The organism is Mesorhizobium carmichaelinearum, from assembly GCF_900199455.1.
Taxonomy (GTDB): Bacteria; Pseudomonadota; Alphaproteobacteria; order Rhizobiales; family Rhizobiaceae; genus Mesorhizobium; species Mesorhizobium carmichaelinearum.
On the sequence record NZ_FZQR01000001.1, the window covers coordinates 439664 to 465065 of the forward strand.

The following is a 25402-nucleotide window of genomic DNA, read 5'->3' on the forward strand; positions in this document are numbered from 1 at the left end:
GATTTGGAGGCGGCATAGCAGGGAACCGCCCACTTTTGCCACCGAAACCGCTAAAACGCGGCTTCAGACCACTTTGACGTAGCTCGTCATGCCCGATTTCTGGTGCTCGATGATGTGGCAATGCAGCAGCCAGTCGCCGGGATTGTCGGCGACGAAGCCGAGGCTCACCTTCTCGTTGGGCTGGATGAGATAGGTGTCGGAAATCAACGGCTGCACCGGACGCGTCGAGGACGACAGCACCTTGAAGCTCATGCCGTGCAGATGCATCGGGTGCGATTGCGGTGTCAGGTTCTCCATGTCGATGACATAGCTCTTGCCGAGCTTCAGCTCGGCCAGCGGCGCGGTGGGATCGGATGTATCGCCTGGCCACGGCACCTTGTTGATGGCCCAGAAACTGTAGCCGAGCGAACCGCAGATGCCGTCGCTCGGGACGTTTTCCGCCGTGGCGCTGAGCGCCAGCGAAATATGCTGGGCGGCGGTGAGGTCCACGTCCGCCACCGGATTCACTTCCAGCGGTGCAACATCGCGAATGTCTCGCTTGAGCGAGCCGCCCGTCGCGCGCAGGGTCGCCAGGATTTTGGGCTTGGTCCCCCTGACGTCGCGCAGGCTCACCACCGCGCCCTCCTGGTCGGGCATGCGGATGGCGAGTTCCATGCGCTGGCCCGGTCCAAGCAGCAAGGCATCGGGCGAAAAACGCTCAGGCACCGGATTGCCGTCCAGCGCCATCACGGTCGCCTCGGCACCGTCGACGCGAAAGGCATAGATGCGGGTGACATCAGTGATGGCGACGCGCAGCCGCACCAGCCCACCGGCCGGCGCTTCATATTGCGGCTGGTCGAGCCAGTTGGCGGTGCGCACCGTGCCGTAGGTGCCGGTTCTCGCCGCATCGCGCGGCCGGAACTGGTCGATGAACTGGCCGTCGTCGCCAAGACGCCAGTCGCGCAGATTGAGGACGAATTCGGCGTCGAATTTCGGATCGTTCGGGTTCTCGACCACGATCACGCCGGTCAGGCCGTGGCCCATCTGCTCCAGCGTGTTGCAATGCGGGTGGTACCAGAAGGTGCCGGCATCCGGCGGGGTGAAGGCATAGTCGAAATGATCGCCGGTGTAGACGTAGGGCTGGACCAGGAAGGGCACGCCATCCATCTTGTTGGGCACGCGAATGCCGTGCCAGTGGATGGTCGTCGGATCGTCGATGGCATTGACCAGGCGCGCGGCGAACGGCTCGCCCTTCTTCATCCTCAGCACCGGCGGCATCCCGGCGTTGCCATAGGTCAGCACATTGTTGGTCGGGCCGACATCCATCAGCTTCGCCTGGATTTTGGCCGTCTGCAGCACCACCGGTTCCGGACTGGCGGCGGCCCAGCTGCCAAGCCTGCCGATGGCCGAGAACCCGACCTCGCTGACGCCAGCGATGGCGGCAGTCTTCAAGAGCCTGCGGCGTGTAAGGACGGTCATTCAAGCTCCAACTGCAAAGACGGCTGCCCAGTATCTATCGCCGCCTTGAACCATGAGCCAGCAATCCGTGCAAATGCCTGTGTGGGCACATCGTGTCTTGCCATGGCGGCAAGGATGAGACGACAGAGCCTCCCGCCGCTACTCCGCCGCCTCGGCATACTTCGCGGGCACATAATTGAGGATCGGCCCGAGCCAGCGCTCCACTTCCGCGACCGGCATGTCCTTGCGGCGCGCATAATCCTCGACCTGGTCGCGCTCGACCTTGGCGACACCGAAATAGTAGCTTTCGGGATGTGCCAAATAGATGCCGGACACGGACGAGCCCGGCCACATCGCGTAGCTTTCGGTCAGGCTGACGCCGGCATTGCGCTCGCCGTCGAGCAGCTGGAACAGCGTTGCCTTTTCGGTATGGTCGGGCTGCGCCGGATAGCCGGGTGCCGGGCGGATGCCGCGATAGGGTTCGCCGATCAGTTCATCCGGTGCCAGTTTCTCGTCGGCAGCATAGCCCCAGAATTCCTTGCGCACCTTCTCGTGCATGCGTTCGGCGAAGGCTTCCGCGAAGCGGTCGGCCAGCGCCTTGACCATGATCGAGGAGTAATCATCGTTGGCCCGCTCGAAACGCTCTGATATCGCCACCTCCTCGATGCCGGCGGTGACGATGAAGCCGCCGATGTAGTCGGACTTGCCGCTCTCGGTCGGTGCCACGAAATCCGAGAGCGCGACATTGGCCTTGCCGTCGCGCTTGGTCAGTTGCTGGCGCAGTGTGAAGAAGGTCGCCAATTCCTTCGAGCGCCCCTCGTCCGTGAACAGCCTGATGTCGTCACCAACAGCATTGGCCGGCCAGAAGCCGATGACGCCGCGCGGCGCGAACCATTTCTCGGCGATGATCTTGTTCAGCATCGCATGCGCATCCTCGAACAGCTGGCGCGCTGCCGGTCCCTGCGCCACGTCTTCGAGGATCTTGGGATAGCGGCCCTTCAGCTCCCAGGTCTGGAAGAACGGCGTCCAGTCGATGTAGCGCGAGAGCTCAGTCAGGTCCCAGTTCTCGAACACCTTTACGCCCGTGAAAGACGGCTTCGGCGGCTCATATGCAGACCAGTCGATCTTGTGCGCATTGGCCCTTGCCTTGGCCAGCGGCAGCCGCTGCTTGTCGGCCTCGGAACGGGCATGCGCGTCGGCAACCTTCTTGTACTCGGTCCGCACCGTCTCGACGTAATCCGCCTTGCTATCGTTGGACAGCAGCGCCGAGACCACGCCGACCGCCCGGCTGGCATCAGCGACATAGACGGTCTGCCCCCTGGCGTAGCGCGGGTGGATTTTCACCGCCGTGTGCACGCGGCTGGTGGTCGCGCCGCCGATCAAGAGCGGGATGTCGAAGCCTTCGCGCTCCATCTCGGCGGCCATGTGCACCATCTCGTCCAGCGACGGCGTGATCAGGCCGGACAAGCCGATGATGTCGACATTTTGCTCGCGCGCCGTCTGCAGGATCTTTGCCGCCGGCACCATGACACCGAGATCGATGATCTCGTAATTGTTGCAGGCGAGGACGACGCCGACGATGTTCTTGCCGATGTCGTGGACATCGCCCTTCACCGTTGCCATCAGGATTTTTCCGGCCGTCTGGCGCTCGCCATTGTCGATGCCGTTGGCGGCGTTGGCCAGTTTCTCGGCCTCCATATGCGGCAGCAAACCCGCCACCGCCTGCTTCATCACCCGCGCCGACTTCACCACTTGCGGCAGGAACATTTTTCCGGCACCGAACAGGTCGCCGACGACATTCATGCCGGCCATCAGCGGACCTTCGATGACATGCAGCGGGCGCTCCGAGGCTAGCCGCGCTTCCTCGGTGTCGGCGTCGATGAATTCGGTGATGCCGTTGACCAGCGCATGCGAAATCCGCTGCTCGACCGTCCATTCGCGCCAGGCGAGGTCGCGCTCCTTGGCTTCCTTGCCGGCCGCGCCCTTGAAGCGTTCGGCGATCTCCAGCATGCGCTCGGTGGCGGTGCCGCCGGCGCTCGGCACGCGGTTGAGCACGACATCCTCGCAGGCCTCGCGCAGTTCCGGCTCGATCGTGTCATAGACGGCGAGCTGACCGGCATTGACGATGCCCATGTCCATGCCGCGCTGGATGGCGTGGTAGAGGAACACCGCGTGCATGGCTTCGCGCACCGGCTCGTTGCCGCGAAACGAGAAGGACAGGTTCGACACACCGCCGGAAATATGGACATGCGGCAGTGTCGCAGTGATCTCGCCGGTGGCCTCGATGAAGTCGACGCCGTAATTGTCATGCTCCTCGATGCCGGTGGCGACCGCGAAGACGTTGGGGTCGAAGACGATATCCTCGGGCGGAAAGCCGGCCTGTTCGGTCAGGAGCTTGTAGGCGCGGGTGCAGATCTCGACCTTGCGCGCTTTGGTGTCGGCCTGGCCGGCTTCGTCGAAGGCCATGACGACCACGGCAGCGCCATAGGCTCGCACCAGCCTGGCATGATGCAGGAACGCTTCCTCGCCTTCCTTCATCGAAATGGAATTGACCAGCGGCTTGCCCTGCACGCATTTGAGGCCGGCCTCGATGATCTCCCATTTCGAACTGTCGACCATGACGGGAACACGGGCAATGTCCGGCTCGGCGGCGATCAAATTGAGATAATCGACCATCGCCTTCTTTGAATCGATCAACCCTTCGTCCATGTTGATGTCGATGATCTGCGCGCCATTGGCGACCTGATCGCGCGCCACGTCGAGCGCGGGAACATAATCGCCCGCCGTGATCAGCTTCCTGAACTTGGCAGAGCCGGTGACGTTGGTGCGCTCGCCGACATTGACGAAGGGGATCTCGTCGGTCAGCGTGAACGGCTCCAGCCCGGACAGGCGCATCTTGCGCTCGATCTCTGGTATGGCGCGCGGCGGATATTTCTTCACCGCCTCGGCAATGGCGCGGATATGATCCGGCGTCGAGCCACAGCAGCCACCGACGACATTGACCAGCCCTTCCCTGGCAAAGTCCTCGATCTGCGCGGCCATGAAGTCCGGGCTCTCGTCATATCGGCCGAATTCGTTGGGCAGGCCGGCATTCGGATAGGCGCAGACGAAGGTGTCCGCGGTATCAGATATTTCGGCCAGGTGCTCGCGCATGGCGTTGGCGCCGAGCGCGCAGTTGAGGCCGATGGTGAAGGGATTGGCATGGCGCACCGAATGCCAGAAGGCCGTCGGCGTCTGGCCCGACAGCGTGCGGCCAGAAAGGTCGGTGATGGTGCCCGAAATCATCACCGGCAGATGCACGCCCTTCTCGATGAAGATCTCGTTGCAAGCGAAGATCGCCGCCTTGGCGTTCAGCGTGTCGAAGATGGTCTCAATCAGGATGACGTCGGCGCCGCCGTCGATCAGGCCGCGCAGCTGCTCGCCATAGGCAAACCGCAATTCGTCGAAGGTCACCGCGCGATAACCGGGATTGTTGACGTCGGGCGACATCGAAGCGGTGCGGTTGGTCGGCCCGAGCGCGCCGGCGACGAAGCGGCGCTTGCCGTCTTCCTGCTCAGCCCGCTTCGCCGCCCGGCGCACCAGTCGCGCGCCGTCGCGGTTCAGCGCATAGACGGCATCCTCCATGCCGTAATCGGCCTGGGCGATCGAGGTCGACGAAAAGGTGTTGGTCTCGAGAATATCCGCGCCTGATATCGCGTACTGGTAGTGGATCTCCTCGATCGCTTTCGGCTGCGTCAGGATCAGCAGGTCGTTGTTGCCCTGCTGATGACAGGCGCAGCCGGCAAAGGCCTCGCCGCGGAAATGATCTTCGTCGAAGCCAAGCCCCTGGATCTGCGTGCCCATGGCGCCGTCAAGAATGAGAATGCGCTCGCGCGCCGCCGCGGTCAGAGCCGCGAGCACTTCCGAGCCGTCGGGCTTGGCCGCGACAGGGCCGAACAGGTCATCCAGCGATGCAGAATTCTGCGACATTTTCTATCCTTTGGGCGACAAGCCTACCCATGTCACATAAGGATATCTTTATGTCAATATACGCCTCTCACCAAACGGTGTCACGCGCCATTGCAGATGCCAGAGCAACAAACGTCAAAAACGACCTTTGCCGGGGCGTCCTTTGCACGTCCAACCGGACACGCGGCACTCCTGTGTCAGTGCAAGTCGGCCAGCAAGGCTTGCGCCTCGGCAAGGTTCTTCTCGGAGCCTGCGGTGAGATCATCCATCTTGCGGTCCCTGAAGATGACGAGCGCCTCCTGGCAAGCGGCGATAGCCTCCTCAGCCAGCGCCTTGCCCTTGCGGGCCGCGCCCAGATCGGTCAGCACGTCGCACAGGCTGTCCTCGGTGAAGGCGACGGCCGGCACCGAATTGATCGTCTTCTGCACGGCGATCGCCTCGCGCAGGATCGGCACCGCCTCCTCGAAACGGGCGACGTTGTTTTCCGAGCGGCCGGCCATCGTCAGGGCATAGCCGACCTCGTTCTGCAGGCTTGCCCAGCGGTCGGGGTCGCGGTCGCGGCCGACCTCGTCGGCCAGCGCCCGGTTGACGGCGATCGCCTCGTCGAACACTTCAGGCGAAGGTTCCCTCGCCGCGATCATACTCAGCACATTGGCGAGGTTGCCTTGTGTGGTCGCCCAGCGTTCGGGGTCGCGGGCGCGGGTGCGCACAGCCTGTATGCTGCGGTAGATGCCGGCTGAGCGCTTCAGCAAGGCGACGTCGTTGCGCCAGTAGCCCAGCGACGACAGCGCGCTCGCCAGGTTGGACTGGTTGCGCGTCCAGCCATCGGCATCCTTGTCTGGGTTCGTCACCGTCAGTGCCGCTTCATAGGCCTGCACGGACTTAGCCATAATGTCGGGATCGGAAGCAGCACTGGCTTGCATCATCCGCGCATTGCCGAGGTCGCTTTCGACCGAGGCCCACAAGGCACGGTTCGGCAGCGTGGCATAGACGGCAAGCGCCGCTTCATGCGCCGTCGCAGCCTTCTGGTAGAGCGACGGATCGTTGCTCGCGCCGGCGAGGTAGTAGTAGGCGCTGCCGAGATCGTTCTGCAATTGGGCGTGATCCTGTGGCACGCTGGCAAGGTCATAGAAGGGCAAGGCTGCTTCGAGCGCCGTCACCGACTGCTTGAAATCGGCGCCATCCTGCACGCGGTCGCCCAGCACCAAGAGCACATGGCCGAGCCCCCATTGCGTCGCCGCCCAGGCGTCGGGATCGCTGTCGCGGGTCTGCACTTCGAGGGCCGCCCGGTAAGCCGTCACCGAGCGTTCGAGCGCTTCGGTGGGGCCGTCGCTGGATTTGCCGAGCATGGAAAGCGCAGCGCCCAGCCGATACTGCGTTTTTGCCCAGTCCTTCGGCGCGCTCTCCTTGGTCCGCACAGTGAGCGCGGCATCGTAGGCGGCGACCGCCTGTTCGAGCACCACTCTGTCGCCGGCGCGATCGCCCCAGGTCGACAGCGCACTGCCGAGGCCATGTTCGATGGACGCGAATTCGAGCGGCGCCGCAGAGGCGGTGTAGACTTCCGATGCCTTGCTGTAGGCCATTGCCGATTTCTGCAGATAGTCGATTCCGGTGTCGCGATCGCCGAGCGAGGCATAGGCCGAGCCGAGATTCTGCTGCAGCGAGGCCCAGTCGAGCGGCAGCTTTTCGCGCGGATATTCCGAGAGTGCTGCCTCATAGGCGGACACCGACTTGAGCAGTGTCGCGGTGTCGTCCTGTTTCACGCCGAGGCGCTGCAAGGCGTTGCCGAGCGTCAGTTGGCCGTTGGCCCAGCTTGCCGGCGCATGCTCGCGCGTCCACACGGTGAGCGCCGCTTCGGCCGCTTCGCGCGCATGCTGCAGCGTCGGGATGTCGCCATTGATCTCGCCGATCGTTTCCAGCGCCGAACTCATATTGTTCTGAATGGTCGCCCATTGCGCCGGAGCGCGCTCCCTGGTCATTTCCTCCGTCGCCGACTGGTAGGCGGCGACAGATTGCTCGAGCGTCGCGACATCCTTCTCGCGCGCGCCGAGGCGAAACAGCGCAGCACCGAGATTGACCTCGCTCAACGCCCAGTCGAGCGGCACGCGCTCTCGGCTATACTCAGTCAACGCGGCGCGATGCGCCTCGATGGCGGCGCGAAAGCTGTCGCTGGCCGTCTCGCGCTCGCCGAGTTCAGACAGCACGATGCCGAGATTGTTCTGCGTTGCCGCCCATTCCAGCGGCACCTTCTTCGACCCCTGAACCTCGAGCGCGGCGCGGAAGGTGGCAACCGCCTTGTCGAGCAGCGCCGTGCCGGTCTCGCGCTGGCCAAGCCGCCAGTAGACGGTGCCGAGATTACCTGACGTCGACGCCCAGTCATCCGGATAGGCTGCGCGCGTATAGACCGTCAGGGCCTGTTCGAAGGCGGCCGCCGCCTTGTCGAGGTTGTCGCGGCCGGCCTCGCGGTCGCCCAGCGTCGAGAGCGTCGTGGCGAGGTTGTTCTGGGTGGCCGCCCATTGCCGTGGATTTTTCTCGGGTGACACATAGGTCAGGCTCTTTTCATAGGCCGCGACGGCCTGTGTCAGAAACGCGTTGTCGCCGGAGAAAGTGCCTTGCTGGGAAAGCGCGTCGGCCTCGGCCGCCTTGTAGAACCAGGCGTCCTCATCGTCCCATTTCTCAGCCTGCTCGTAAGCCTTGCCGTAATCCTGGGCCGCCTGCTGAAACTTGAAAGAGATTTCGTAGGTTTTGGCGCTGTTGCCAAACACCTCGGCGAATTCCAGCCGGCGCGCCTTGAGATCGGCTTCGGCCTTGTCGACCGTGTCAGACAGTTCGCCGACGCGCGCCTTGGCCTGTTCGTGGAATTTCCTGGCGGCATCGAGCGCGCCTTCGCGCACCGCCTGATCGGCCAGTTTCGACAGGCGCACGATCTCCGGGTCCTGGCTCTTCAGCGCCGCCTGCTCGGCCAGCACCTGCTTCAACCGCTCGGTCTGGCCGCGCAGCAATTTGTCGAGTTCGGCCGGATCCTTCGGCGTGTCGGCGCCGAGCGTCTTCAGCATCGCGTAGAGCGCATCCATCGGCACACCGCCGTCGCGCGAGATGGTTTCGATCTGGCGGCGTTCAGGGTCGGGCAGCGCCGAGATGGTGAGCAGCAGCCGGCGGCGCTCGGTCAGGATGTCGCCTTCATCGCCCTTCGGGGCTTCGGCCGGCGTGCCGAAATACAGCAGCCGGCGCAGGCTCTCATTGACCCATGGCCGCTGCTGGCCGTTGGTCTTGAGATAGACCTCTTCGCCGATCATGCGCAGCACGGTGCCGAATTCCTCGCCGCCCATCATGTCGATGTGGCGCAGGATCGCCGCCGCATAGGGGCTGTTGCCGTCGGCCGGACCGTCGAGCGCCACCTTGCCGGGCTCGGCGGCAAAGCCGATGACCTGGCCAAGGCTGTCGTCGGCCGAGCCGTTGGCCGGCGCGCTGCTCTTCAGCGCCGCGACGCTGCGCGTCTCACCAAGACCGCCGGTGTCGATCGGCTTGCCCTCGTCCTCCGGCGCCAGTTTCAGCAGCGTGCCCGGCGGGAATGGATCGTTGCGGCAGGCATCGAGCAGCACGATCGTAACCGGCACCTTGGCCTTAAGCTTGGCCACGATCGATGACAGCGGCACCAGCTTCTCACCGGCATCTTCGAGCGCCGAGATATCGGCATCGACAGGGACCAGGAAATTCTCGCCTCCGGCCTCGATGCCGTGACCGGAATAATAGATGACGGCGACGTCAGCGCCCTCGGCGTCGTCGACGAAGCCTTCGAGATCGCGCCGCAATTTGCGGGCGTCGCGGTTGGTGGCCACGGTTGTTTCGAAGCCGAGCTTGTCGAACATTTCCTCGATGGTGCGGGCGTCGTTCTCGGGATTGGACAGTTTGCCGACATGCTTGTAGTCGGACTGGCCGATGATGAGCGCGATGCCTTTCAGCGCTTTGGGCTCCTCGGCATGCGCCGGGACCAGCACACAAAGGCACAGCATGTTCGCCGCGGCAAACGCCACGCACATGCGCACCCTTTCGACTGTTACTCGCCCAAGCTGCATCGCCCACCCCGGAACCCGCAAGGCGCAATCTTCCCTAGGGAGATGGCATCATGATGGCCGGCGCATGGCAAGTCCGGGGACGGTCGGTGTTCTTGTCGTGAGGCGCTGATGCGGCTGGTTTTCACGCCGTGAGCAGGTAGTCTTCAGCAAAGCGGCCGTTCCTGTAAGCGTATTGTCGACAGGTTCGGCCCCAAAAGGCTTCAAGGGAGGTTGCGATGACGGACTTCACACCAAAATTCGATCTGGCCGGCAAGGTGGTGCTGGTCACCGGCGCCTCACGCGGCATCGGCCGCGCCTGCGCGCTGGCCTGCGCCGGTTCCGGCGCCGACATGATCGTCGGCGTGCGAAGCAAGGCCGACGGTGCTGAACTTGTCGCCGAGATCGAGCGCGTCGGCCGTCGGGCGCTCGCCGTGCAGATGGATGCGACCGATCTCGCCACGGTGCGCAAAGGTGTCGCCGACGCGCATACCGCGTTCGGGCGCATCGACGTTCTGGTCAACAATGTCGGGCTCGGGCCGGAAAACCTGGCGGAGAACGTCACCGAAGAGGATTTCGACCTCACCGTGAACGTCAACCTCAAGGGCACGTTCTTCACCACCCAGGCGGTCGGAAGGCTGATGATCGCGCAAAAAGGTGGGCGCATCATCAACATCAGCTCACAGGCCGGCACGGTGACGCTGAAGGGCGAGGCGGTCTACTGCATGACCAAGGCGGCTATCAACCACCTGACGCGTTGCCTGGCCGCCGAGTGGGCGCAGCACAGGATAGCCGTCAACAGCGTGGCCCCGACCTTCATCTGGACCGACGGCACACGGCCGTCGCTGGCCGAACCGGACTTCCATGCGCATGTGCTCGGCCATATCCCGCTCGGCCGCATCGGCGACCCGATCGATGTGGCGGGAACCGTGGTGTTCCTAGCCTCGCCGGCAGCATCGCTGATTACGGGGGCGAATATTCTGGTCGATGGCGGCTGGTCGGTGGCGTAGGCCCCCTGCCGCCGATCTTGGAAAGATATTTTCAGGAGGGGATTCTTGCCAAGCGATTTGGAACGCCGTGCCCGCGAATTTGCCACCCGGGCGCATGAGTCGATCGACCAGCGGCGAAAATACACGAACGAACCCTATATCGTGCATCCCACCGCGGTCGCCGAAATCGTGCGTGGCGTGCCGCATACCGACGAAATGATCGCCGCGGCCTATCTGCACGATGTGGTGGAGGACACGCCGGTCACGATTGCCGAGATCGAAGACGAATTCGGTCGCACAGTCGCCGAACTCGTCGGGTGGCTGACCGATGTGTCGGTGCCTTCCGACGGCAACCGTGCGGCACGCAAGGCCAAGGATTTGGCGCACACGGCAGCCGCGCCCGCGCAAGCCAAGACGATCAAGCTTGCCGATCTCATCGACAACACGCGTACCATCGAACGGTACGATCCCGGCTTCTGGCGCGTCTACCGCGTTGAAAAGATCCGACTGCTCGAGGTTCTGAAACAGGGCGATGCGACGCTGTGGCGGCGCGCCGCCGAGCAGTGCTCCATGCCTATTTGAAGCTGGCGATGGGCAGGAATTTCACCGCGGAACCGGTGAAGCGGCGGTGATCGGACGTCTGTCCGCGCGGCTGGAACCCGTCGAGATAGACCTGCTCCGGCGCCGTACGGATGAAATTGGCCGCAATGACCGGCGCCGCGGTCGACCCGGTTCCGCCGGCAATGCCGCGACCTGTCTCAAGCCGCCAGCCAGGTGACGCCACGGGCACAATGACGGCGATGGCTTCGGGATCGAGACGTGGCTGGACACGATTGGCCTTGGGGCTGGTCCTGACACGATCTTCGGGTTTCGATGCGGGGATTGCAACCCGCTGGCCGGCCAGTCCGAGGCCGTCATCAGGATGATGCATAGTCAGCAAGGCAGCGATGGCATCGGCGGATTTGGCTGATTCCGGCTGACGCGCCGGGCTCGTCTGGCCCTGCGGCCGCGACGTCGGCAAGGGGATGTTCAGCGCCACCATGTCCGGAGCGACGCTCGCGGCAGCGGTGTCCGTCTTGCCCATTTCGGCATTGGCTGCCGCCGGCTTAGCCGCGGAGAGTTCGGCCTGCGCCGTGGACGCGCCGGCGATCGCGAACGGTGCGGTTTGCGGGACCGGAATGCTGGCCGTGGGGGCGGCGCGCGGGGCGAAGGCCGGCAACGGCACCGCGCTGGGCGCCATCGCCATGACGATCGCTTCGGGCGTTTTCACCTTTTGCTCAGCGAGCGGTTCTTCAGCCATACCGGCGGAAGCCACCTGGATGTCCGCGCGCTGCGCATCCTGCGGCGGCACGATGGCGATGCCCTGTCCAGCCGGCTCGGGTTCAACGGACTTGGCCGGTTTGCGCGGCGCCGGCGCCGCTTCCGCGATATCATCCGCCTCGTCCGCGCCGCGACCCAAAAGCGTCGCCAACAGGCCGCGCGACTTGCGCTGGCCGCCATCGGCGCTTGCCAGCTCGATATTGGGCGTGCCGGCGGCCTTGCGCGATTTGTAGGCGGCAAGCGCCTGGTCATAGCCGGGCAGCGGCCGGCCATCGCTCGGCACATGCAATGTGTTGCCGTTCGGGAAGACCCTGGCGAGTTCCTGGCGGCTGATGCCCGGCCAGTGCCGCACATTGCCGACGTCCATGTGAATGAAAGGCGAACCGGAGGTCGGATAGTAGCCGACGCCGCCGCCCTGCATCTTGAGACCGATGTCGCGCAGCTTCTTCAGCGGCACGTCAGGCAGAAAGAAATCCATGGCGCGGCCGACCATGTGCTGGCTTTCCCGCGCCACGCCCTTCGATCGGCTGCGCAGCATGGCGTTCGTCGCCGGCGAGCGATAGGCGCTGACCACATGGATATAGGACGTCGAGCCGCTGGCGCGATAGGCCTGCCAGACGAGGTCGAGCAGGCGCGGATCCATCCTGGTCGGCTCGTTGCGGCGCCAGTCGCGCAGCATGAAATTGATCTTTTTCAGTCCCGCCTGATCGTAGCGCCCGTTGCGCTTGAAAACGATCTCGGCCTTCTCGCCGGTATGGAGATGCTGGATCTTCAAGGCGCGCGTCTCGGCGGACGCACTCGTGACGCACAGGCAGAAAAACGCGACGACAATGGCCGGCAACCATGTCCAACGATGGGAAGCGCCGGGCGCGTTCTGTTGGCTTTCGATCACGTTCATGCCTTGCACATTGTTTCTGTTTCGGACGATTTGACGTCGTCGCCGGCTGCGGAGCTTTCTTTTCCGAGCGCTCGACTGGACAAGCAGGCTGTTCCAGGCAGACGGGCATCCGTCCGACAAACTCGTCCTGTCGATGAACAGCATCTTGGTTAACGAATCGTTTTCGCGCGGGAAATGGGCCTTCCCTGCCCGAAATGCGTTCAACCGATCGCTTCAGCGGAACAGATATTTCGAGACTTCCGGATTGCCGCGCCGCCACATCACATTGTCCAGGAAGTAATGGTGCACGTTGATGAATATCCAGGCGATGAAGAGGAAAAGCGACGAGCCGAGTACCGCCTGATTGTAGGGAACCATGGCCGTCAGCGCCATCGGCACCAGCCAGAAACCCAGCGCGCCGAGAAGTGCGCCGAAAATGATGAACGCCAGCACGCGCAGCCTGTACACCGGTCCAAGCGTGGACAGGACCTTCGGTCCCAACCGCTCGACGGCATCGGCTCGATCGCGCTCGACATTGGTCTGGTAGCGCCAGACCACGGCCAGATACTGCAACGAATGCATGGCCGGCACCACGAGCAGCCAGAGCGGGTTCAGCGTCACGAACAGGATCCAGGCGTAAAGCGACACGACATAGGCGACGACGCCGTTATAGGGCAGCGCGCCACCATGCTTGCGCCAGCGGTTGATGAACATCACGGCGGTGGCCGCCGAGGAGGCGGCCGCGATCGACATGGCGATGGTGATAAGCCATGGCGGGACCGCGAAGGTGTAGTAGTCCAAACCCCAGAACTGCCTTTGCGTGATCACCACATTGGTCTGAAGCCAGGCGAACAGCCAAACTGCATAGCCGTTGAACAGCAACACCTTCTTGTCCTGATCGCTGAAGAATTTGCGCTTCAGTACGGCGTCCACCATCAGCATGCCGTAGCCTTGCTTGACGTAGTGCCAGCCCACGAAAAAGCCCATCGCGTTGGTTGCGTTACCCAGCAGGCGGGCGTTCCCCGTCAGCGCGCCATAGGCAAAGAAGGCAATCATGGCCAACGGGACGACAATGCCCGCCAAGATATAGCGGATCTGGAGGCTGCGGCTGTACCCCTCGCCGCGCACCTTGCGCGCGAAATTGCGATAGAAGATCTGGTAGGAATGACCGAAATGCGGCTGGTTTATGAGATGTGAGAGCAAGAACATCGTCAGCGTCAGGGCAGCTTCGTATCTCAGAGGCACAAAATACAGGACCGGCAGGATGACAAGAGCGCTTCCGCCAAGCATGAAAAAATCGATGAACGGGCCAAAGAGATATTTTTGCGGCGTGACTGCTGCTGAAGCCGGGGCATCCGCCGATAGGTGAAGTGCCATGGTGCCTTCTCCCTGTGATCGTTTATCTAGCCATCGACCTGGTTGCTCGGCAAGATGTCGACGCAACCTGATCCCGCAGAGTATCCGGTGCGTGAACCATTTCACCGACACGACCGCCGTCGCTTTTATCGGGCTTGCCTCTCTCGGCCTTGTGTGAGCTGTCCCAACGAGAGACGCTATCGGACTTCACCGACAAGGGTGCTCCTCTGGGAGCGGAGCGGTCTATCACTGGCCGGGTGCAGGCACTTCCGCACGACGGAAACGCGGCAGAAGCATTGGGACACGCCGGGCATGAAGCGCGCCTATTGACGCAATCAGGCCGTCTCGCTGCCGATCCTCGCGGCGCTATCGGTCTGGGCCTGCTCATAGGCTCTGATAATTCTGACAGCAAGGATGGACCCCGCGGCAACCATCGCTCCGGCAACTACATCGATTAGGTAGTGGCCGCCCTCGGGGATGGTAGAGACGATCATGATTGCATTGATGAACGCCGCCGGAATAACCAACACAGTTCGCCGCAGGCAATAGACGATGATGATTCCGAGCGCGGTATGAAAGGACGGAAAGCAGGTCAACCCAACCGTTTTGGTGACCAGGAATTCGAGTGGTGCCTGCGAGTGCAGTGCGGCGATCGTCGAGAGATGGGAAACACCCACTGCGGTGAAATGGGTGAAGCTAGCGGGATCCGGCTTGTGGAAAGCATAGGGACCGATAGCTGGGAACGCCAACATGATCACCTCGGTCGTCAATAGTGAAATTGCTACCAGGGCCGTGAATTCGAGTACTCGCTCGCGCCGATCCATGATTGAGTGCAGCAACACGACGATCGGCACCTGATAGCCGAGTGCGGCGTAACAGAAGACTAGGGTAGCCGAGATCGATGGAAAGGCGTTGACAAACGCTAAAACCCGGGGCCAATCGAAGCCCAGCGATGCGTCGGCGGCAGCCAAATAGGAATCTACCAGCGGTCGCCGCGTTGCTGCCGCCAGATACATGAACAGGCAGCTTACAACAGAAAACGGTATAAACAGCATCAGGAAGGCGCCGATGTTCCCCAATGCCGCCGCGATCCTATTTACTATGGATCGCCACTGATTGGGGACAAAGGGCAAGCGCGCCCGGATCATTCTTGCTGCGATATAATAGAACACAGCCATCGACATGGCGATCGTCACATCAACAGCGTTGGAGGGACTGACTGTCACCCCGGAATGAGGGAGCATGATCAGATCGGACGCGCCGAATAAGACCGTAGTCGCCAATATCGCAACGAATAACATCGGAGAAGGTGTCATCATCGAAATGACGATATAGATGGAAACAGCATTGGTGTCGTTTGCGCGTAGGCGTTGTATTCAGGGAACGCCATCCGTAGGACCTTCTCCTCGTTGACCAGCCGCCGATATTGGAAAGCAAGGGCAATCACGCAGACTGCGACTGTTATCCACCTCGGGTTACGTAAAACGATTCCGAGCAGCACGATCGCTTCGCAGGCATAGAGTGGGTGCCGCACGATCCTGTAAGGTCCCGCTGTGACAAGTCGTCTAGCCTGGGCAATGATGCTGAACGATCTACCGAGCCACCACAGGCACAAAATGCAAAGCACGAAACCGACGGCGGTAATGAGGTCGGCAACAAGCTGAAGCTGCGAAAAAGTCTGGATGCGAGGGACAGCGATCAAAGTCACAGTGGCAAAGGACCCAATCAAAGCCGAGACGCGAGGTTCCGCTCCCTGTGCGGTTTTCACAGGCGGGAGCCGGGCGACTGTCGTCGCAACCATGAGCACCACGAAACCGATGGCGGCAATTTCCGCTATGACGTCAATAGTCCGGGCGGTTGTCCATTCTCCGCTACGAACAGCTACGATCAGGGCTCCAGCCTTCAAAGTCACCCAAAACGTGAAGTATAGAGTCATCGTTGCGCGGCCGATGAAATCACGTATCGCCGGTGAAGGGAGCTTCATTGGTTTTGCCCTTTGGGATCAATGGGTAGGCGAGTTGCTCAACGTAGGTTGGTGGAACGGGGTCATCGACGCCATAGCGTTCTGGTACAGTTTCGCCAGGCAGGTGCATCGTTCCAAAGAGCGCGTCGATGAATGACAGTTGCCCCGCGAAATTCTTGTCGTAGGCCGCTCGCTCATGGGCGTGATGCCAGTGATGGAACTGAGGCGAGGCGACTAGCCATCGAAGCGGACCGATGTTCAGTCTGACATTGGAGTGCAGCAAGATGGCATGGACATGAAAAATGAGCGCGAACAGCACGATGGCCGGGCTGCTGAATCCCATTAAATACACCGGTACGAGTGAGGCGCTCTTCGTCAAAACCTGATCAACAGGATGAACCCTGTGCGCCGCCAACCAATCAAGTTCTTCGATGCTGTGATGGATTACATGGAAGCGCCACAGGAAAGGAATAGCGTGAAAGGCGCGGTGCGCCCAATACAGGCCAATGTCCGCGACTATGATAATCTCCAACACCTGGAGCCAAACTGGCTGCGATGACACCGCGCTACCGACATAGTCCGGTATAATGTGACCTACCGTGCTCGTTGCAAGCGTAACAGCCGCAACCAACCCTAGGTTAATCGGGACGCCGTTGAACAGAGCATAGATCAGGTCGTTGAAGAAGGCTTTCCTGAGGATCTTCTGGCCGGGTCGCAAGGCGAACAGGCGCTCGATCGGCACAAAGATGAGAGCCGTGATCAACAGTGCCTTTATATCCAAAACGTCCATACGGCGCCCCGCCGACAAGGCGCGATCCAAGCACTTCGCCACAATTAGCGCAAGCTAATGGTTTCCAGAAGGTTAACCTGGCTTTAGCCTACCTGCCACATCGACATATTGCCAAGTACGCCGAGTCTGTAAGCGATCTGAAATGCTATTGCGCAGATCGCTGCCGCCGAAATCGGCACGCCGAACGGCACAACGCCTTTGCGATCCAAGTGCTGAATATAAGCGCGGAAAGCGCCCTCAGGCAGCATGAAGGGGTTTTTCACCACCAACGCCGTGGCGAGCGCGAAAACCAGCAGCAGCATGGAAAACACTACAAGATCGGTTCCGCCAATCAGCAGCGGCACGACTGCCATCAGCTTGACATCGCCCGCGCCGACTTTTCGCAGCACCCAAAACGGAAAGAGCGCCACGAACAGCACAAGCGCGGCAATGGCGCTCAGCCCCATGTCCCACCAGGATCCGGACTGGAGCGACAAAAGCAGCAGTGCCCCCGCCCCCAGGCAGAGCAGCAGCAGCACGTCACGATTGGCTATCTTCTGTGTCGTGAAGTCCAGCCACGCAATCCTTGCGAGCAAGGGTATGGCGAGTGCTTTCAGCAGCAACACTTCGACAAGCAACATGCTAGCGCTCGATGTTCTGCACGCTCGACGACAGCAGCTTCAGATTGTTGGCCACCGTCGGATCGTTGGGCGCCAGTTCATAGGCCTTGAGGAAACTGCTGCGTGCGTCCTGCAGCTTGCCGCGCAGCAAATAGGAGTAGCCGATATTGTTGTAATATTCGGGTGACGCGCCTACCAGCTTGAAGGCTCGGGCGTAGGCCCGGTCGGCAAGGTCGAAGCGATGAATGCGATCGCACGAAGCGGCCAGCCCCATCCAGGCGCCGCCGTCATTGGGGGCCAGTTGCGTTGCCTTGAAGAACAGCGCGCCGGCGTTGCCGTAATTTTCCGCGCGAAACTGGTTCGTAGCTTCGGCGACGGCCTGGTCCGAGGCGTAGTACTCGACGTTGCCGACTGTCTTCAGGCCGTCGAAGGCATCGCCAAAGGCGGTCACGTCGCCTTTCGACGGCTCATTGGTGCGCACGACACCATCTGCGGTGTCCGCACCATTCGTTTGGCAACCGGCAAGTGCCATCAACAGACTGGCTGCGGCTACAGCTGCGAGGCGCATTGGCCCTGTCATTTTGTCTCCCGAGAGTCCCCCGACTCCGTTTTAGAACCAAAGCATATAAACATTTAGAAGAAAATGCCTTTCATACGGATGACAACAGGTAGCATGACCACCATCATCACGACCGGAAAGATGCAAAGCCCCAGTGGGATCATCATCTTGACCGGCAGGGCGTTGGCGCGCTCTTCGGCATTCATAATTCTTTGCCCTCGCATTTCGTCGCTATAGACGCGCAGGGCGTCCGTCAAACTGGTGCCGAGTTCCTCGGATTGCCGGAAAAGCACAGCCAGGGCTCGTGCCTCCTCAAGCCCGACGCGGTCAGAGAGTTCGCGCAATGCCTCGCGCAGCGGCTTGCCGGCGCGCAATTGCAGATTCATGATCGACAGTTGAATGCCGAGCCATTTGTGAGTGCCGGCCAATTCGGCGCCAACGCGCTCCACGGCCGCCTCGAGGCTCATGCCGGCGTCAGCGCAGGTTATCATCATGTCCATGAAATCGGGAAAACCGCGCCGATAGATCTTTTTTTGGGCATTCTCGAAGCGATCGAGGGCGATGCTAGGGACAACGATGCAAGCGAGCCCGAACAAGGCAGAGCCGCCAAAGGCTACGAAAGCGGGCAATTGCGGCGGTAGTATCCGCGACAGCAGCGCGTAGATTGCCAGAAAGCCGACGCATACGGCGACAAGGCGAGACAGCGTGTAAATTACTGGTGCACTTGCTTGATAGAATCCGGCTCGAAACAATCTAGCCTCAAGAGCATTCGGCTCCCCACGTTCCTTTTCCATCGAGCGGAAATACGCATCGACCGGTAGCTGCGCAGAAATCTTGTTGAGTTCCTGCTGTGCGTAGAGCGATCGGCGGTTGGTGATTCCCTCTGATAAAAGAGTTTGTGCAACGACCCTTCTCGTCTGGAGGACCGGTATGAGGACAAATGCAGCAAGCAAAAAAAGCGCTACGGCCGCCAGGAAAATGGCTAGCGAGAGCAGCATGGGCGAATTTCCAATGTTGGCCAGAGAATCCATATCCGCCCCTAGAAATCGAAGTTGACCATGCGATACATGATGAAGTCACCCATAAGCGCCCACAGCCCAAAGATCAAAAACACTGGCATAAGGAGCGGACTGTCCCAGACATCGCCGTAATAGCTCGGGGCGATGACCATCAAAATGCTGAACATGAAAACTGGAAACAGCGAAATGATCCAAGCCGACATCCGCCCTTCAGCGGAAAGCGCCTTGATCTTCATACGCAGTTTCCTTCGTTCGCGCAGTACTGACGAAAGGTTCGATAGTATTTCGGTGAGATTGCCGCCGGTCTTGGACTGGATGGAGAGCGACACCGAAAGCAGATGGAGACCTTCGAAGCCCACCCGTTCTGACAATTTCCGAACAGCCTGCTCCAAGCTGAGACCAAATGTGATTTCGTCGGAGACAATGCCGAATTCGGTGCCGAGCGGATCAGGCATTTCCCGCGCGACGAGGCCGATTGCCACCGTGGTTGGGTGACCGGCGCGCAACGAACGCACGATCATGTCGAGTGCATCGGGAAGTTGGGCAGCAAATTTCTGGATCCGCTTGTCCCGGGCACGTCGCAGAACGAGAAGCGGCAGGACGAATCCGACAAGCATAAAGGTGATAACAGCTACAACGACCGAAAAGCCCAGCAGCAGGGGCAATACCAGAGCCAGCACCAAACCGGCAAGCAGGAATACTGCAGCAAACGCCAGCGGGTTGCCGGTGATGCCGGATTGCGTATAGAGCCGGTTGAGCTTGATTGCGCCGAAAATGAAGTCGCCCGATGCGGTCAGCCCGCGCTCCCGCAGCAGCCCCTGCAAACTCTGCTCGGCCGGAGATTCCTCTCCCAATCGCCTCAGCCGCCGATTGATCGCGCCTGCGCGCGCGCGCCGCCCGGCAAAGGACAGGTAGAAGGACTCGGCGGCGAGGATAACCGACGCTGCCGCCAGCACGTAGATGAAGTATAGCAGAGTCTGGCCCGTTGGGATCACAGCGCTACCTGCGGATTAAACGCATCCTTGGTGAACTGATGGCCAAGCGTCGCCGCCTCCTGGGCAAAACGTGGACGAACACCAGTTGCGCGGAATTCGCCGATAATGGTGCCTTCGGCGCCGACATCACGGCGTACGAAATGGTAGATCTCCTGGAGTTGGACGACATTGCCTTCCATGCCGGTGATTTCCGATATGGACGTTACCCGCCTGCCTCCGTCTGACAGACGCTGCGTCTGCACGATAATGTCGATAGCCGACGCAATCTGCGCCCGAATGGAATCATTGGTCATCGGCATGCCGGCCATGCCGACCATCTGTTCCAGTCGCGAGATCGCGTCGCGCGGCGTGTTGGCGTGGATCGTGGTCATCGAGCCTTCATGACCGGTGTTCATGGCCTGCAGCATGTCGAAGGCTTCCTCGCCGCGAACCTCGCCGACGATGATGCGGTCGGGCCGCATACGCAGCGCGTTCTTCAGCAATTCGCGCTGGCGCACCTCGCCTTTGCCCTCGACATTGGGCGGGCGCGTCTCCAGCCGGCCGACATGCGGCTGCTGCAACTGCAGTTCCGCCGCATCCTCGATGGTGATCAGGCGCTCTTTCGAGGGGATGTAACTCGACAGTGCGTTGAGCAAGGTCGTCTTGCCGCTGCCGGTGCCGCCGGAAACCAGGATCGATTTGCGCGCTTGTACGGCGATCCGCAGCAGATCGACCATCGGCTGTCGAATCGAATTGAACGCAATCAGGCGTTCCAGCGAATAAGGGTTCTTGGAGAATTTGCGGATCGACACCAGCGGGCCGTCGACCGAGATTGGCCGCACAGCAATGTTGACGCGTGAGCCGTCTGCCAGCCGGGCATCGACCATCGGCGCCGATTCGTCGACGCGCCGGCCGATCGCCGAGACGATCTTGTTGATGACGCGCAACAGATGCGCCTCGTCGCGGAAGCGGATCGCGGTCTCCTCGATCACACCATATCGCTCGATGAAGACGCGCTTGTGGGTATTGATCAGAATGTCGGCAATCGAATCGTCCTTGAGCAACGGCTCGATCGGCCCCAGGCCGAGCATTTCATCGGCGGTGTCACTGGTCAGCTGGTCGAGCTCACGCGCGTTCAGCGGTACGTTGCGGCCGCGCACGAATTCGCGCACGATGGGGCGGATTTCGTTCAGGATCTCGTCCTTTGACGCAGTTTCGAGCGATGCGAGGTTGAACCGGTCAATGAGATGTCGATGCAGATCGACCTTCAGCGCCAGGAACTCGTCGCCATGCGGTTCGAGATCGGCGACAGGCGAGGCGCCCACGGCAACGGGGAGGTTCGCAATCGACTCCACCCTTGGCTCGATCCGCGCCTCGCCACCCTTGATGAACCGCCCTAGCATAATCCCCTATACTCCCCTCCAGCGCATATTAGCGGAAACTAAACGTTAACCAAGCGACGCACAAGCGCCAGGGCGCGTCACGTGCGGCCAATACTTTCAACATAGTTAAGAAGCAGCGTCAAAAAATATCGTTTTTATTTCCTGCCCCCCCGTGCCGTCGAACATGGTTGCGCACTAAGCTTTTCAGGACCCGGCGTCCCTTGCGTTCTCCGACATGGGTATCCGCCCCATAACTGGCTATAACCCCTTAGATATAAAGGAATATGCCGTATGGCTAAAGTAGGGATAGCTTGATTAGCCTGGAGGCATAATTGTGAACGAATGGTTAAGAGCGCTTGAAAAATTAGACGAATCAAGCTCTTGCTGAAATTTAGACCCCCTCCGAACTCGAAAGTTCATGTATTGGAAAGTTAAGGAACCATTAATCCCGTTTGACTCCGCATTTTCCCGGGACCTAGGATCGAGATGACGGGGGATGCTTGGGTATGGGGTACATCCTTGGCTCTGTCTCGTCGGGTTCAAACCTCCAAAGGGAGAAATTGACATGAAGAAGCTCATGACGATGACCCGGCAGTTCCGCGACGACGAAAACGGCGCTGCTATGGTCGAATACACCATCTTGCTCGGCATCATTACAGTAGCTGTGATCGCTACCATCATTACTGTCGGTACCTGGGTAGCCGGGAGGTGGACTACGCTTAGCACGCAGCTCGCCGCCGCTACGGCGTAACTTTGGCCACCGCGAAGTGGCCCAAGCGACTATGGCTTGGGCCACTTCAGGCGGGATGCTTGGAATGGATTTATTCTTGGCTCATCTCGCGGTGGTCACTCCAGAGGGAGAAAATTGGCATGAAGAAGTTTATGACAATGACCCGGCAGTTCCGCGACGATGAAAACGGCGCGGCCATGGTCGAATACACCATCCTGCTCGGCATCATTACGGTAGCTGTGATTGCTACTATCATTACTGTTGGCACCTGGGTCAGTGGCCAGTGGACGGTGCTTAGCACATCGCTTGCGGCCGCAACTGCGTAGTTTGAACTGCGGAGAAGGCTGCGGGCGGCGCTGGCGAAACGTCGTAATCGCCTTCGTCGACGCCGGGACGATATCCGGCGTCGACAGACTAGGGAAAAGGTAGGCGGAGTTAGATTAACGCTGTCAGGTGGGGGCAAAAGTGCGTGCAAATACTGTCATTATGATCGTCCTCGCTGGCGTCTTCGGCGTGCTCGCGGTGGTTCTCGCAAATATCTGGCTGGCGAACCAGCGCAGCGCTATGGCGCGAACGGATGAAGTGCAGCGCGACACAGTCGTCGTGGCCGCGGTGGCGCTGAAGTTCGGCGACACGCTGTCCGCCGACAAATTGCGCGAAGTCGCATGGCCGGCGGGCGCGGTTCCGGCCGGCGCTTTCAAGACGACGGAAGAACTCCTGACCAAGGACCTTCCCGTTGGCGGAGGTACCAAGCAGGCGTTGCAGTCGATCGGCGTCAACGAACCCGTACTCGCCACCAAGATCACCGGTCCTGGCCAGCGCGCGACGCTTTCGGCGGTGCTCGGCGAAGGCATGAAGGCCGTGTCCATACGCGTCAACGACGTGCTTGGTGTTGCTGGTTTCGTCTTCCCAGGAGACCGGGTCGATGTGCTGCTGACGCGCACCGTGCGAAGCGCCGATGGCACGGATCAAAGTTTTGTCGATGTGCTGCTGCAGGGCATGAAGGTGCTCGCCGTCGACCAGGTGGCCGACGAAAGCAAGGACAGCCCGACCGTCGTCAAGTCGGTGACAGTTGAGGCCAGCACCAAGGATGCGCAGAAACTGACCCTGGCCGCGGGTGCCGGCCAGTTGTCACTGGCGCTTCGCCAGGCCGCCGCCAGCAAGGGTGAGGTGACCGAGCGGGTGACGCTTTCCGACCTGACCGGCGAGATGCCGGCCGACATCGCCAAAAAGCAAGCGGAACTCGCCAGGCAGGCAGCAGCCGATGCTGCGGCCGCAGCCGAACGTCAGAGCGCGGAAGACGCACGCAAGCGGGCGGACGAGAAGATCGCGGGACTGGCCCAGGCCGTGGACCGCGTGGGAACCAAGCTCGATCAGCTGAGCAAGGTCAAGCCGCCGGCTCCGATCGTGGTATCAGCCCCGGCGCCGGAGGTCACGAAGGAAGTGGTCAAATACGTCCAGCCGGAGCCGCCGGCGCGGGCAACTGTCGGCGTCTATCGGGGGATAACGCTCGAATCTTATGAAGTGCCGCGACAAAAATAATAAGCTAGAATGTCGCGAAGCATGGCTGCCGTTGGCGGAAGCAAGGCTGCCGGTGGCGGAAGTAGGGAGATGGGGATGCGGGGGGTTTGGGTGAGATTGGTCGGTGCCGCGCTATCCTGTATGGCGACTCTGTTGACGTGGAGTCTGGCGGCCGATGCAGCCGACCGCTTCATCGACGTGTCCAATCCGAGTGTCCACCGTATTTTCCTGCCCGCGTCGCAATCGGTGACGATCCAGGTGAGTGCCAATCTCGGCGATATCGTCGTCGGCGACCAAAAGATCGCTGATGCCCAGCCGATGACCGACCGCACCCTCTATGTCATCGGCAAGAGCGCCGGCACCACCACCGTCAATCTCTTCTCGCCCGACAAGCGCTCGCTCGGCGTCATCCAGATCGAGGTCGGCGTCGACGTCAGCGACATGGCGCAGGCGATCCGTCAGGTGGCGCCGAAGTCACGCATCGAAATCGGCTCGATCAACGGCAGGGTCAGGCTCGGCGGTCATGTCAAGGACGGCGCCACGCTGGCAGCCATCCTGGAAGTGGTGAAGCAATATGGCCCCGACGACATCATCAATTCCGTCACGGTCGACGACAGCCAGCAGGTCAATCTGGAAGTGCGCGTGCTGGAAGCCAAGCGCAACGCCGGCCGCGACCTTGGTGTCTCGATCAGGAGCACGAACAGCAGGGGGACGACCCGAACCGGGACGGGCGTTGCGGCTGTCGACCGTGACAATGTGGTTCTCGGACCGGGCGATCTGCTCTCCGGCCTGCTCTCAAACAGCAACCCGTTTGCAGCACTGATCACCCGCGTCATCGACAACAACATCAAGGTCGATCTGATCATCGAGGCGCTTGAGGCCAAGGGCGCGGTGCGCACGCTTGCCAATCCCAATCTCACCACGCTCTCCGGCGAGCAGGCAAGCTTCAACGCCGGTGGTGAAGTCCCTATCCGAACTCTCGACAAGAATGGCGAGATAAGCATCGTCTACAAGCAATTTGGCGTCAATCTTCTGTTCACGCCGGTCGTACTCGACGACGGCAAGATCCACATGAACCTGGCGCCGGAAGTGAGCGACCTGAACGGCTTCACCACCGCCGGCGACCCGATCTTCACTAACCGCAAACTGTCCACCGTCGTCGAATTGCGCGACGGCCAGAGCTTTGCGGTCGGCGGACTGCTGTCCAGCAGGACCACCAAGCTGCAGAACCAGGTGCCATGGCTTGGTCAGGTGCCGGTCATCGGGACGCTGTTCCGTAATTCGAGCAACCAGAAGGAAGAAACCGAGCTGGTGGTCATCGTCACGCCGCATATCGTGCGGCCGGTGAAACCCGGCGAACAGCTTGAGACGCCGTTTGACAAGACGCGGCCCGCCAATGATCCGGAATTCTTCGTGCTCGGTCAGCTCGAGGTAAACAAGGACATGATCCGAAAATATGAAACGGGCGACGGTGTCACCGGCCCCTATGGCCATATGTTGAACTTCAAATCGAAGGACAAGATGCTCTATGTCAAGAAATAGCGCCTTGATCCTCATTCTTTGCACCGGCCTGCTGGCGGGCTGCGCTGCGGATTATCTGAATCACTACGATTCGGTGACTTTGGCCGCCGGCGACTCGCAGAAGTTTAATTCGCTGCTGCAGACAGTCGACCCGCTCAATCCGGCCTCGAAGAACACGCGCATAGAAGGTGACGGCCAGCGCGCAGCCGCTGTGGCTCAAAACTACAAATTTCCACCACCGCCGCCGCCACCACCTGCCATCACGGTCAATGTCGGCGGGGCGGGGGCGGGGGTGACAACGAACACAACGCCGTAAACTGAACAGAAGGATGCGGTTTCAGTGCGCCAGGCCAAACGAGGGAACC

General features: G+C 61.1%; 20 protein-coding genes. 7 read left to right on the forward strand and 13 right to left on the reverse strand.

Features of this window, described 5'->3' with window-relative positions; translation table 11 throughout:
• Positions 1 to 63: 63 nt before the first annotated feature.
• The 3 genes from CKW40_RS01790 to CKW40_RS01800 form a co-directional block, all read right to left on the reverse strand.
• On the reverse strand, positions 64 to 1458 hold the full coding sequence (locus CKW40_RS01790) for a multicopper oxidase family protein (RefSeq protein WP_095198219.1): 1395 nt from the start codon (positions 1456 to 1458) through the stop codon (positions 64 to 66).
• Positions 1459 to 1596: 138 nt separating this feature from the next.
• Positions 1597 to 5406 (reverse strand): methionine synthase, encoded by a 3810-nt coding sequence (gene metH / locus CKW40_RS01795; RefSeq protein ID WP_095198220.1) that lies wholly within the window; start codon positions 5404 to 5406, stop codon positions 1597 to 1599.
• A 176-nt stretch (positions 5407 to 5582) separates the two neighbouring features.
• A complete protein-coding gene (locus CKW40_RS01800; protein WP_095198221.1) occupies positions 5583 to 9461 on the reverse strand; it encodes a caspase family protein in 3879 nt (1292 codons plus the stop codon).
• A 215-nt stretch (positions 9462 to 9676) separates the two neighbouring features.
• Here CKW40_RS01800 and CKW40_RS01805 point away from each other — a divergent pair, with 215 nt between their 5' ends.
• Both CKW40_RS01805 and CKW40_RS01810 read left to right on the forward strand, forming a co-directional pair.
• On the forward strand, positions 9677 to 10447 hold the full coding sequence (locus CKW40_RS01805; RefSeq protein ID WP_095198222.1) for an SDR family NAD(P)-dependent oxidoreductase: 771 nt from the start codon (positions 9677 to 9679) through the stop codon (positions 10445 to 10447).
• A gap of 45 nt (positions 10448 to 10492) precedes the next feature.
• Positions 10493 to 11008 carry an HD domain-containing protein gene (locus CKW40_RS01810; protein WP_095198223.1) on the forward strand — a complete coding sequence of 172 codons (516 nt, stop codon included), beginning with the start codon at positions 10493 to 10495 and terminating at the stop codon, positions 11006 to 11008.
• Here the strand turns inward: CKW40_RS01810 and CKW40_RS01815 are convergent.
• From CKW40_RS01815 to CKW40_RS01860, 10 genes are all read right to left on the reverse strand, one after another.
• Positions 11001 to 12644 (reverse strand): peptidoglycan L,D-endopeptidase MepK, encoded by a 1644-nt coding sequence (locus tag CKW40_RS01815; protein WP_095198224.1) that lies wholly within the window; start codon positions 12642 to 12644, stop codon positions 11001 to 11003. The two genes, CKW40_RS01810 and CKW40_RS01815, sit on opposite strands and share 8 nt — an antisense overlap.
• 213 nt (positions 12645 to 12857) lie before the next feature.
• Entirely contained in the window at positions 12858 to 14105 is a 1248-nt protein-coding gene (locus CKW40_RS01820) for a hypothetical protein (protein ID WP_244571047.1), read from the reverse strand.
• 209 nt (positions 14106 to 14314) lie between these two features.
• Positions 14315 to 15298 (reverse strand): phosphatase PAP2 family protein, encoded by a 984-nt coding sequence (locus CKW40_RS01825; RefSeq protein ID WP_095198226.1) that lies wholly within the window; start codon positions 15296 to 15298, stop codon positions 14315 to 14317.
• Positions 15295 to 15963, reverse strand: coding sequence for a methyltransferase family protein (locus CKW40_RS01830; protein WP_095198227.1), 669 nt, complete (start codon positions 15961 to 15963; stop codon positions 15295 to 15297). Before CKW40_RS01830 ends, CKW40_RS01825 begins: the two co-directional genes overlap by 4 nt.
• Positions 15935 to 16762 carry a sterol desaturase family protein gene (locus tag CKW40_RS01835; protein WP_244571048.1) on the reverse strand — a complete coding sequence of 276 codons (828 nt, stop codon included), beginning with the start codon at positions 16760 to 16762 and terminating at the stop codon, positions 15935 to 15937. The genes CKW40_RS01830 and CKW40_RS01835 overlap by 29 nt, the downstream gene beginning before the upstream one ends.
• 53 nt (positions 16763 to 16815) lie before the next feature.
• Positions 16816 to 17352, reverse strand: coding sequence for a prepilin peptidase (locus tag CKW40_RS01840; protein ID WP_095198229.1), 537 nt, complete (start codon positions 17350 to 17352; stop codon positions 16816 to 16818).
• 1 nt (position 17353) lies between these two features.
• Entirely contained in the window at positions 17354 to 17911 is a 558-nt protein-coding gene (locus tag CKW40_RS01845) for a tetratricopeptide repeat protein (RefSeq protein WP_179297793.1), read from the reverse strand.
• 53 nt (positions 17912 to 17964) lie between these two features.
• Positions 17965 to 18921, reverse strand: a complete 957-nt coding sequence (locus CKW40_RS01850; protein ID WP_095198231.1) for a type II secretion system F family protein — start codon at positions 18919 to 18921, stop codon at positions 17965 to 17967.
• 8 nt (positions 18922 to 18929) lie between these two features.
• Positions 18930 to 19904, reverse strand: coding sequence for a type II secretion system F family protein (locus CKW40_RS01855; protein ID WP_244571049.1), 975 nt, complete (start codon positions 19902 to 19904; stop codon positions 18930 to 18932).
• Positions 19901 to 21286 (reverse strand): TadA family conjugal transfer-associated ATPase, encoded by a 1386-nt coding sequence (locus CKW40_RS01860; RefSeq protein WP_095198232.1) that lies wholly within the window; start codon positions 21284 to 21286, stop codon positions 19901 to 19903. Before CKW40_RS01860 ends, CKW40_RS01855 begins: the two co-directional genes overlap by 4 nt.
• A gap of 544 nt (positions 21287 to 21830) precedes the next feature.
• Here CKW40_RS01860 and CKW40_RS01865 point away from each other — a divergent pair.
• From CKW40_RS01865 to CKW40_RS01885, 5 genes are all read left to right on the forward strand, one after another.
• Positions 21831 to 22016: a Flp family type IVb pilin gene (locus tag CKW40_RS01865; protein WP_095198493.1), complete on the forward strand. Its 186-nt coding sequence runs from the start codon at positions 21831 to 21833 to the stop codon at positions 22014 to 22016.
• Positions 22017 to 22135: 119 nt separating this feature from the next.
• Positions 22136 to 22321, forward strand: a complete 186-nt coding sequence (locus CKW40_RS01870) for a Flp family type IVb pilin (RefSeq protein WP_095198494.1) — start codon at positions 22136 to 22138, stop codon at positions 22319 to 22321.
• A 139-nt stretch (positions 22322 to 22460) separates the two neighbouring features.
• Positions 22461 to 23537 carry a Flp pilus assembly protein CpaB gene (cpaB, locus tag CKW40_RS01875; protein ID WP_095198233.1) on the forward strand — a complete coding sequence of 359 codons (1077 nt, stop codon included), beginning with the start codon at positions 22461 to 22463 and terminating at the stop codon, positions 23535 to 23537.
• 75 nt (positions 23538 to 23612) lie between these two features.
• The gene (locus tag CKW40_RS01880) at positions 23613 to 25058 is read left to right on the forward strand and encodes a secretin GspD/PilQ domain-containing protein (RefSeq protein WP_095198234.1); all 1446 of its coding nucleotides are present in this window, start codon (positions 23613 to 23615) and stop codon (positions 25056 to 25058) included.
• Positions 25059 to 25062: 4 nt separating this feature from the next.
• Entirely contained in the window at positions 25063 to 25353 is a 291-nt protein-coding gene (locus tag CKW40_RS01885) for a hypothetical protein (RefSeq protein ID WP_244571051.1), read from the forward strand.
• The last annotated feature ends 49 nt before the right edge of the window (positions 25354 to 25402 follow it).

Bases quoted from the DNA above. Each gene is read 5' to 3' on its own strand.
- CKW40_RS01790 (WP_095198219.1), bottom strand. From the start codon at position 1,458: ATGACCGTCCTTACACGCCGCAGGCTCTTGAAGACTGCCGCCATCGCT.
- metH (WP_095198220.1), bottom strand. From the start codon at position 5,406: ATGTCGCAGAATTCTGCATCGCTGGATGACCTGTTCGGCCCTGTCGCG.
- CKW40_RS01800 (WP_095198221.1), bottom strand. From the start codon at position 9,461: ATGCAGCTTGGGCGAGTAACAGTCGAAAGGGTGCGCATGTGCGTGGCG.
- CKW40_RS01805 (WP_095198222.1), top strand. From the start codon at position 9,677: ATGACGGACTTCACACCAAAATTCGATCTGGCCGGCAAGGTGGTGCTG.
- CKW40_RS01815 (WP_095198224.1), bottom strand. From the start codon at position 12,644: ATGAACGTGATCGAAAGCCAACAGAACGCGCCCGGCGCTTCCCATCGT.
- CKW40_RS01825 (WP_095198226.1), bottom strand. From the start codon at position 15,298: ATGATGACACCTTCTCCGATGTTATTCGTTGCGATATTGGCGACTACG.
- CKW40_RS01830 (WP_095198227.1), bottom strand. From the start codon at position 15,963: ATGAAGCTCCCTTCACCGGCGATACGTGATTTCATCGGCCGCGCAACG.
- CKW40_RS01840 (WP_095198229.1), bottom strand. From the start codon at position 17,352: ATGTTGCTTGTCGAAGTGTTGCTGCTGAAAGCACTCGCCATACCCTTG.
- CKW40_RS01845 (WP_179297793.1), bottom strand. From the start codon at position 17,911: ATGACAGGGCCAATGCGCCTCGCAGCTGTAGCCGCAGCCAGTCTGTTG.
- CKW40_RS01850 (WP_095198231.1), bottom strand. From the start codon at position 18,921: ATGGATTCTCTGGCCAACATTGGAAATTCGCCCATGCTGCTCTCGCTA.
- CKW40_RS01860 (WP_095198232.1), bottom strand. From the start codon at position 21,286: ATGCTAGGGCGGTTCATCAAGGGTGGCGAGGCGCGGATCGAGCCAAGG.
- CKW40_RS01865 (WP_095198493.1), top strand. From the start codon at position 21,831: ATGAAGAAGCTCATGACGATGACCCGGCAGTTCCGCGACGACGAAAAC.
- CKW40_RS01870 (WP_095198494.1), top strand. From the start codon at position 22,136: ATGAAGAAGTTTATGACAATGACCCGGCAGTTCCGCGACGATGAAAAC.
- CKW40_RS01880 (WP_095198234.1), top strand. From the start codon at position 23,613: ATGCGGGGGGTTTGGGTGAGATTGGTCGGTGCCGCGCTATCCTGTATG.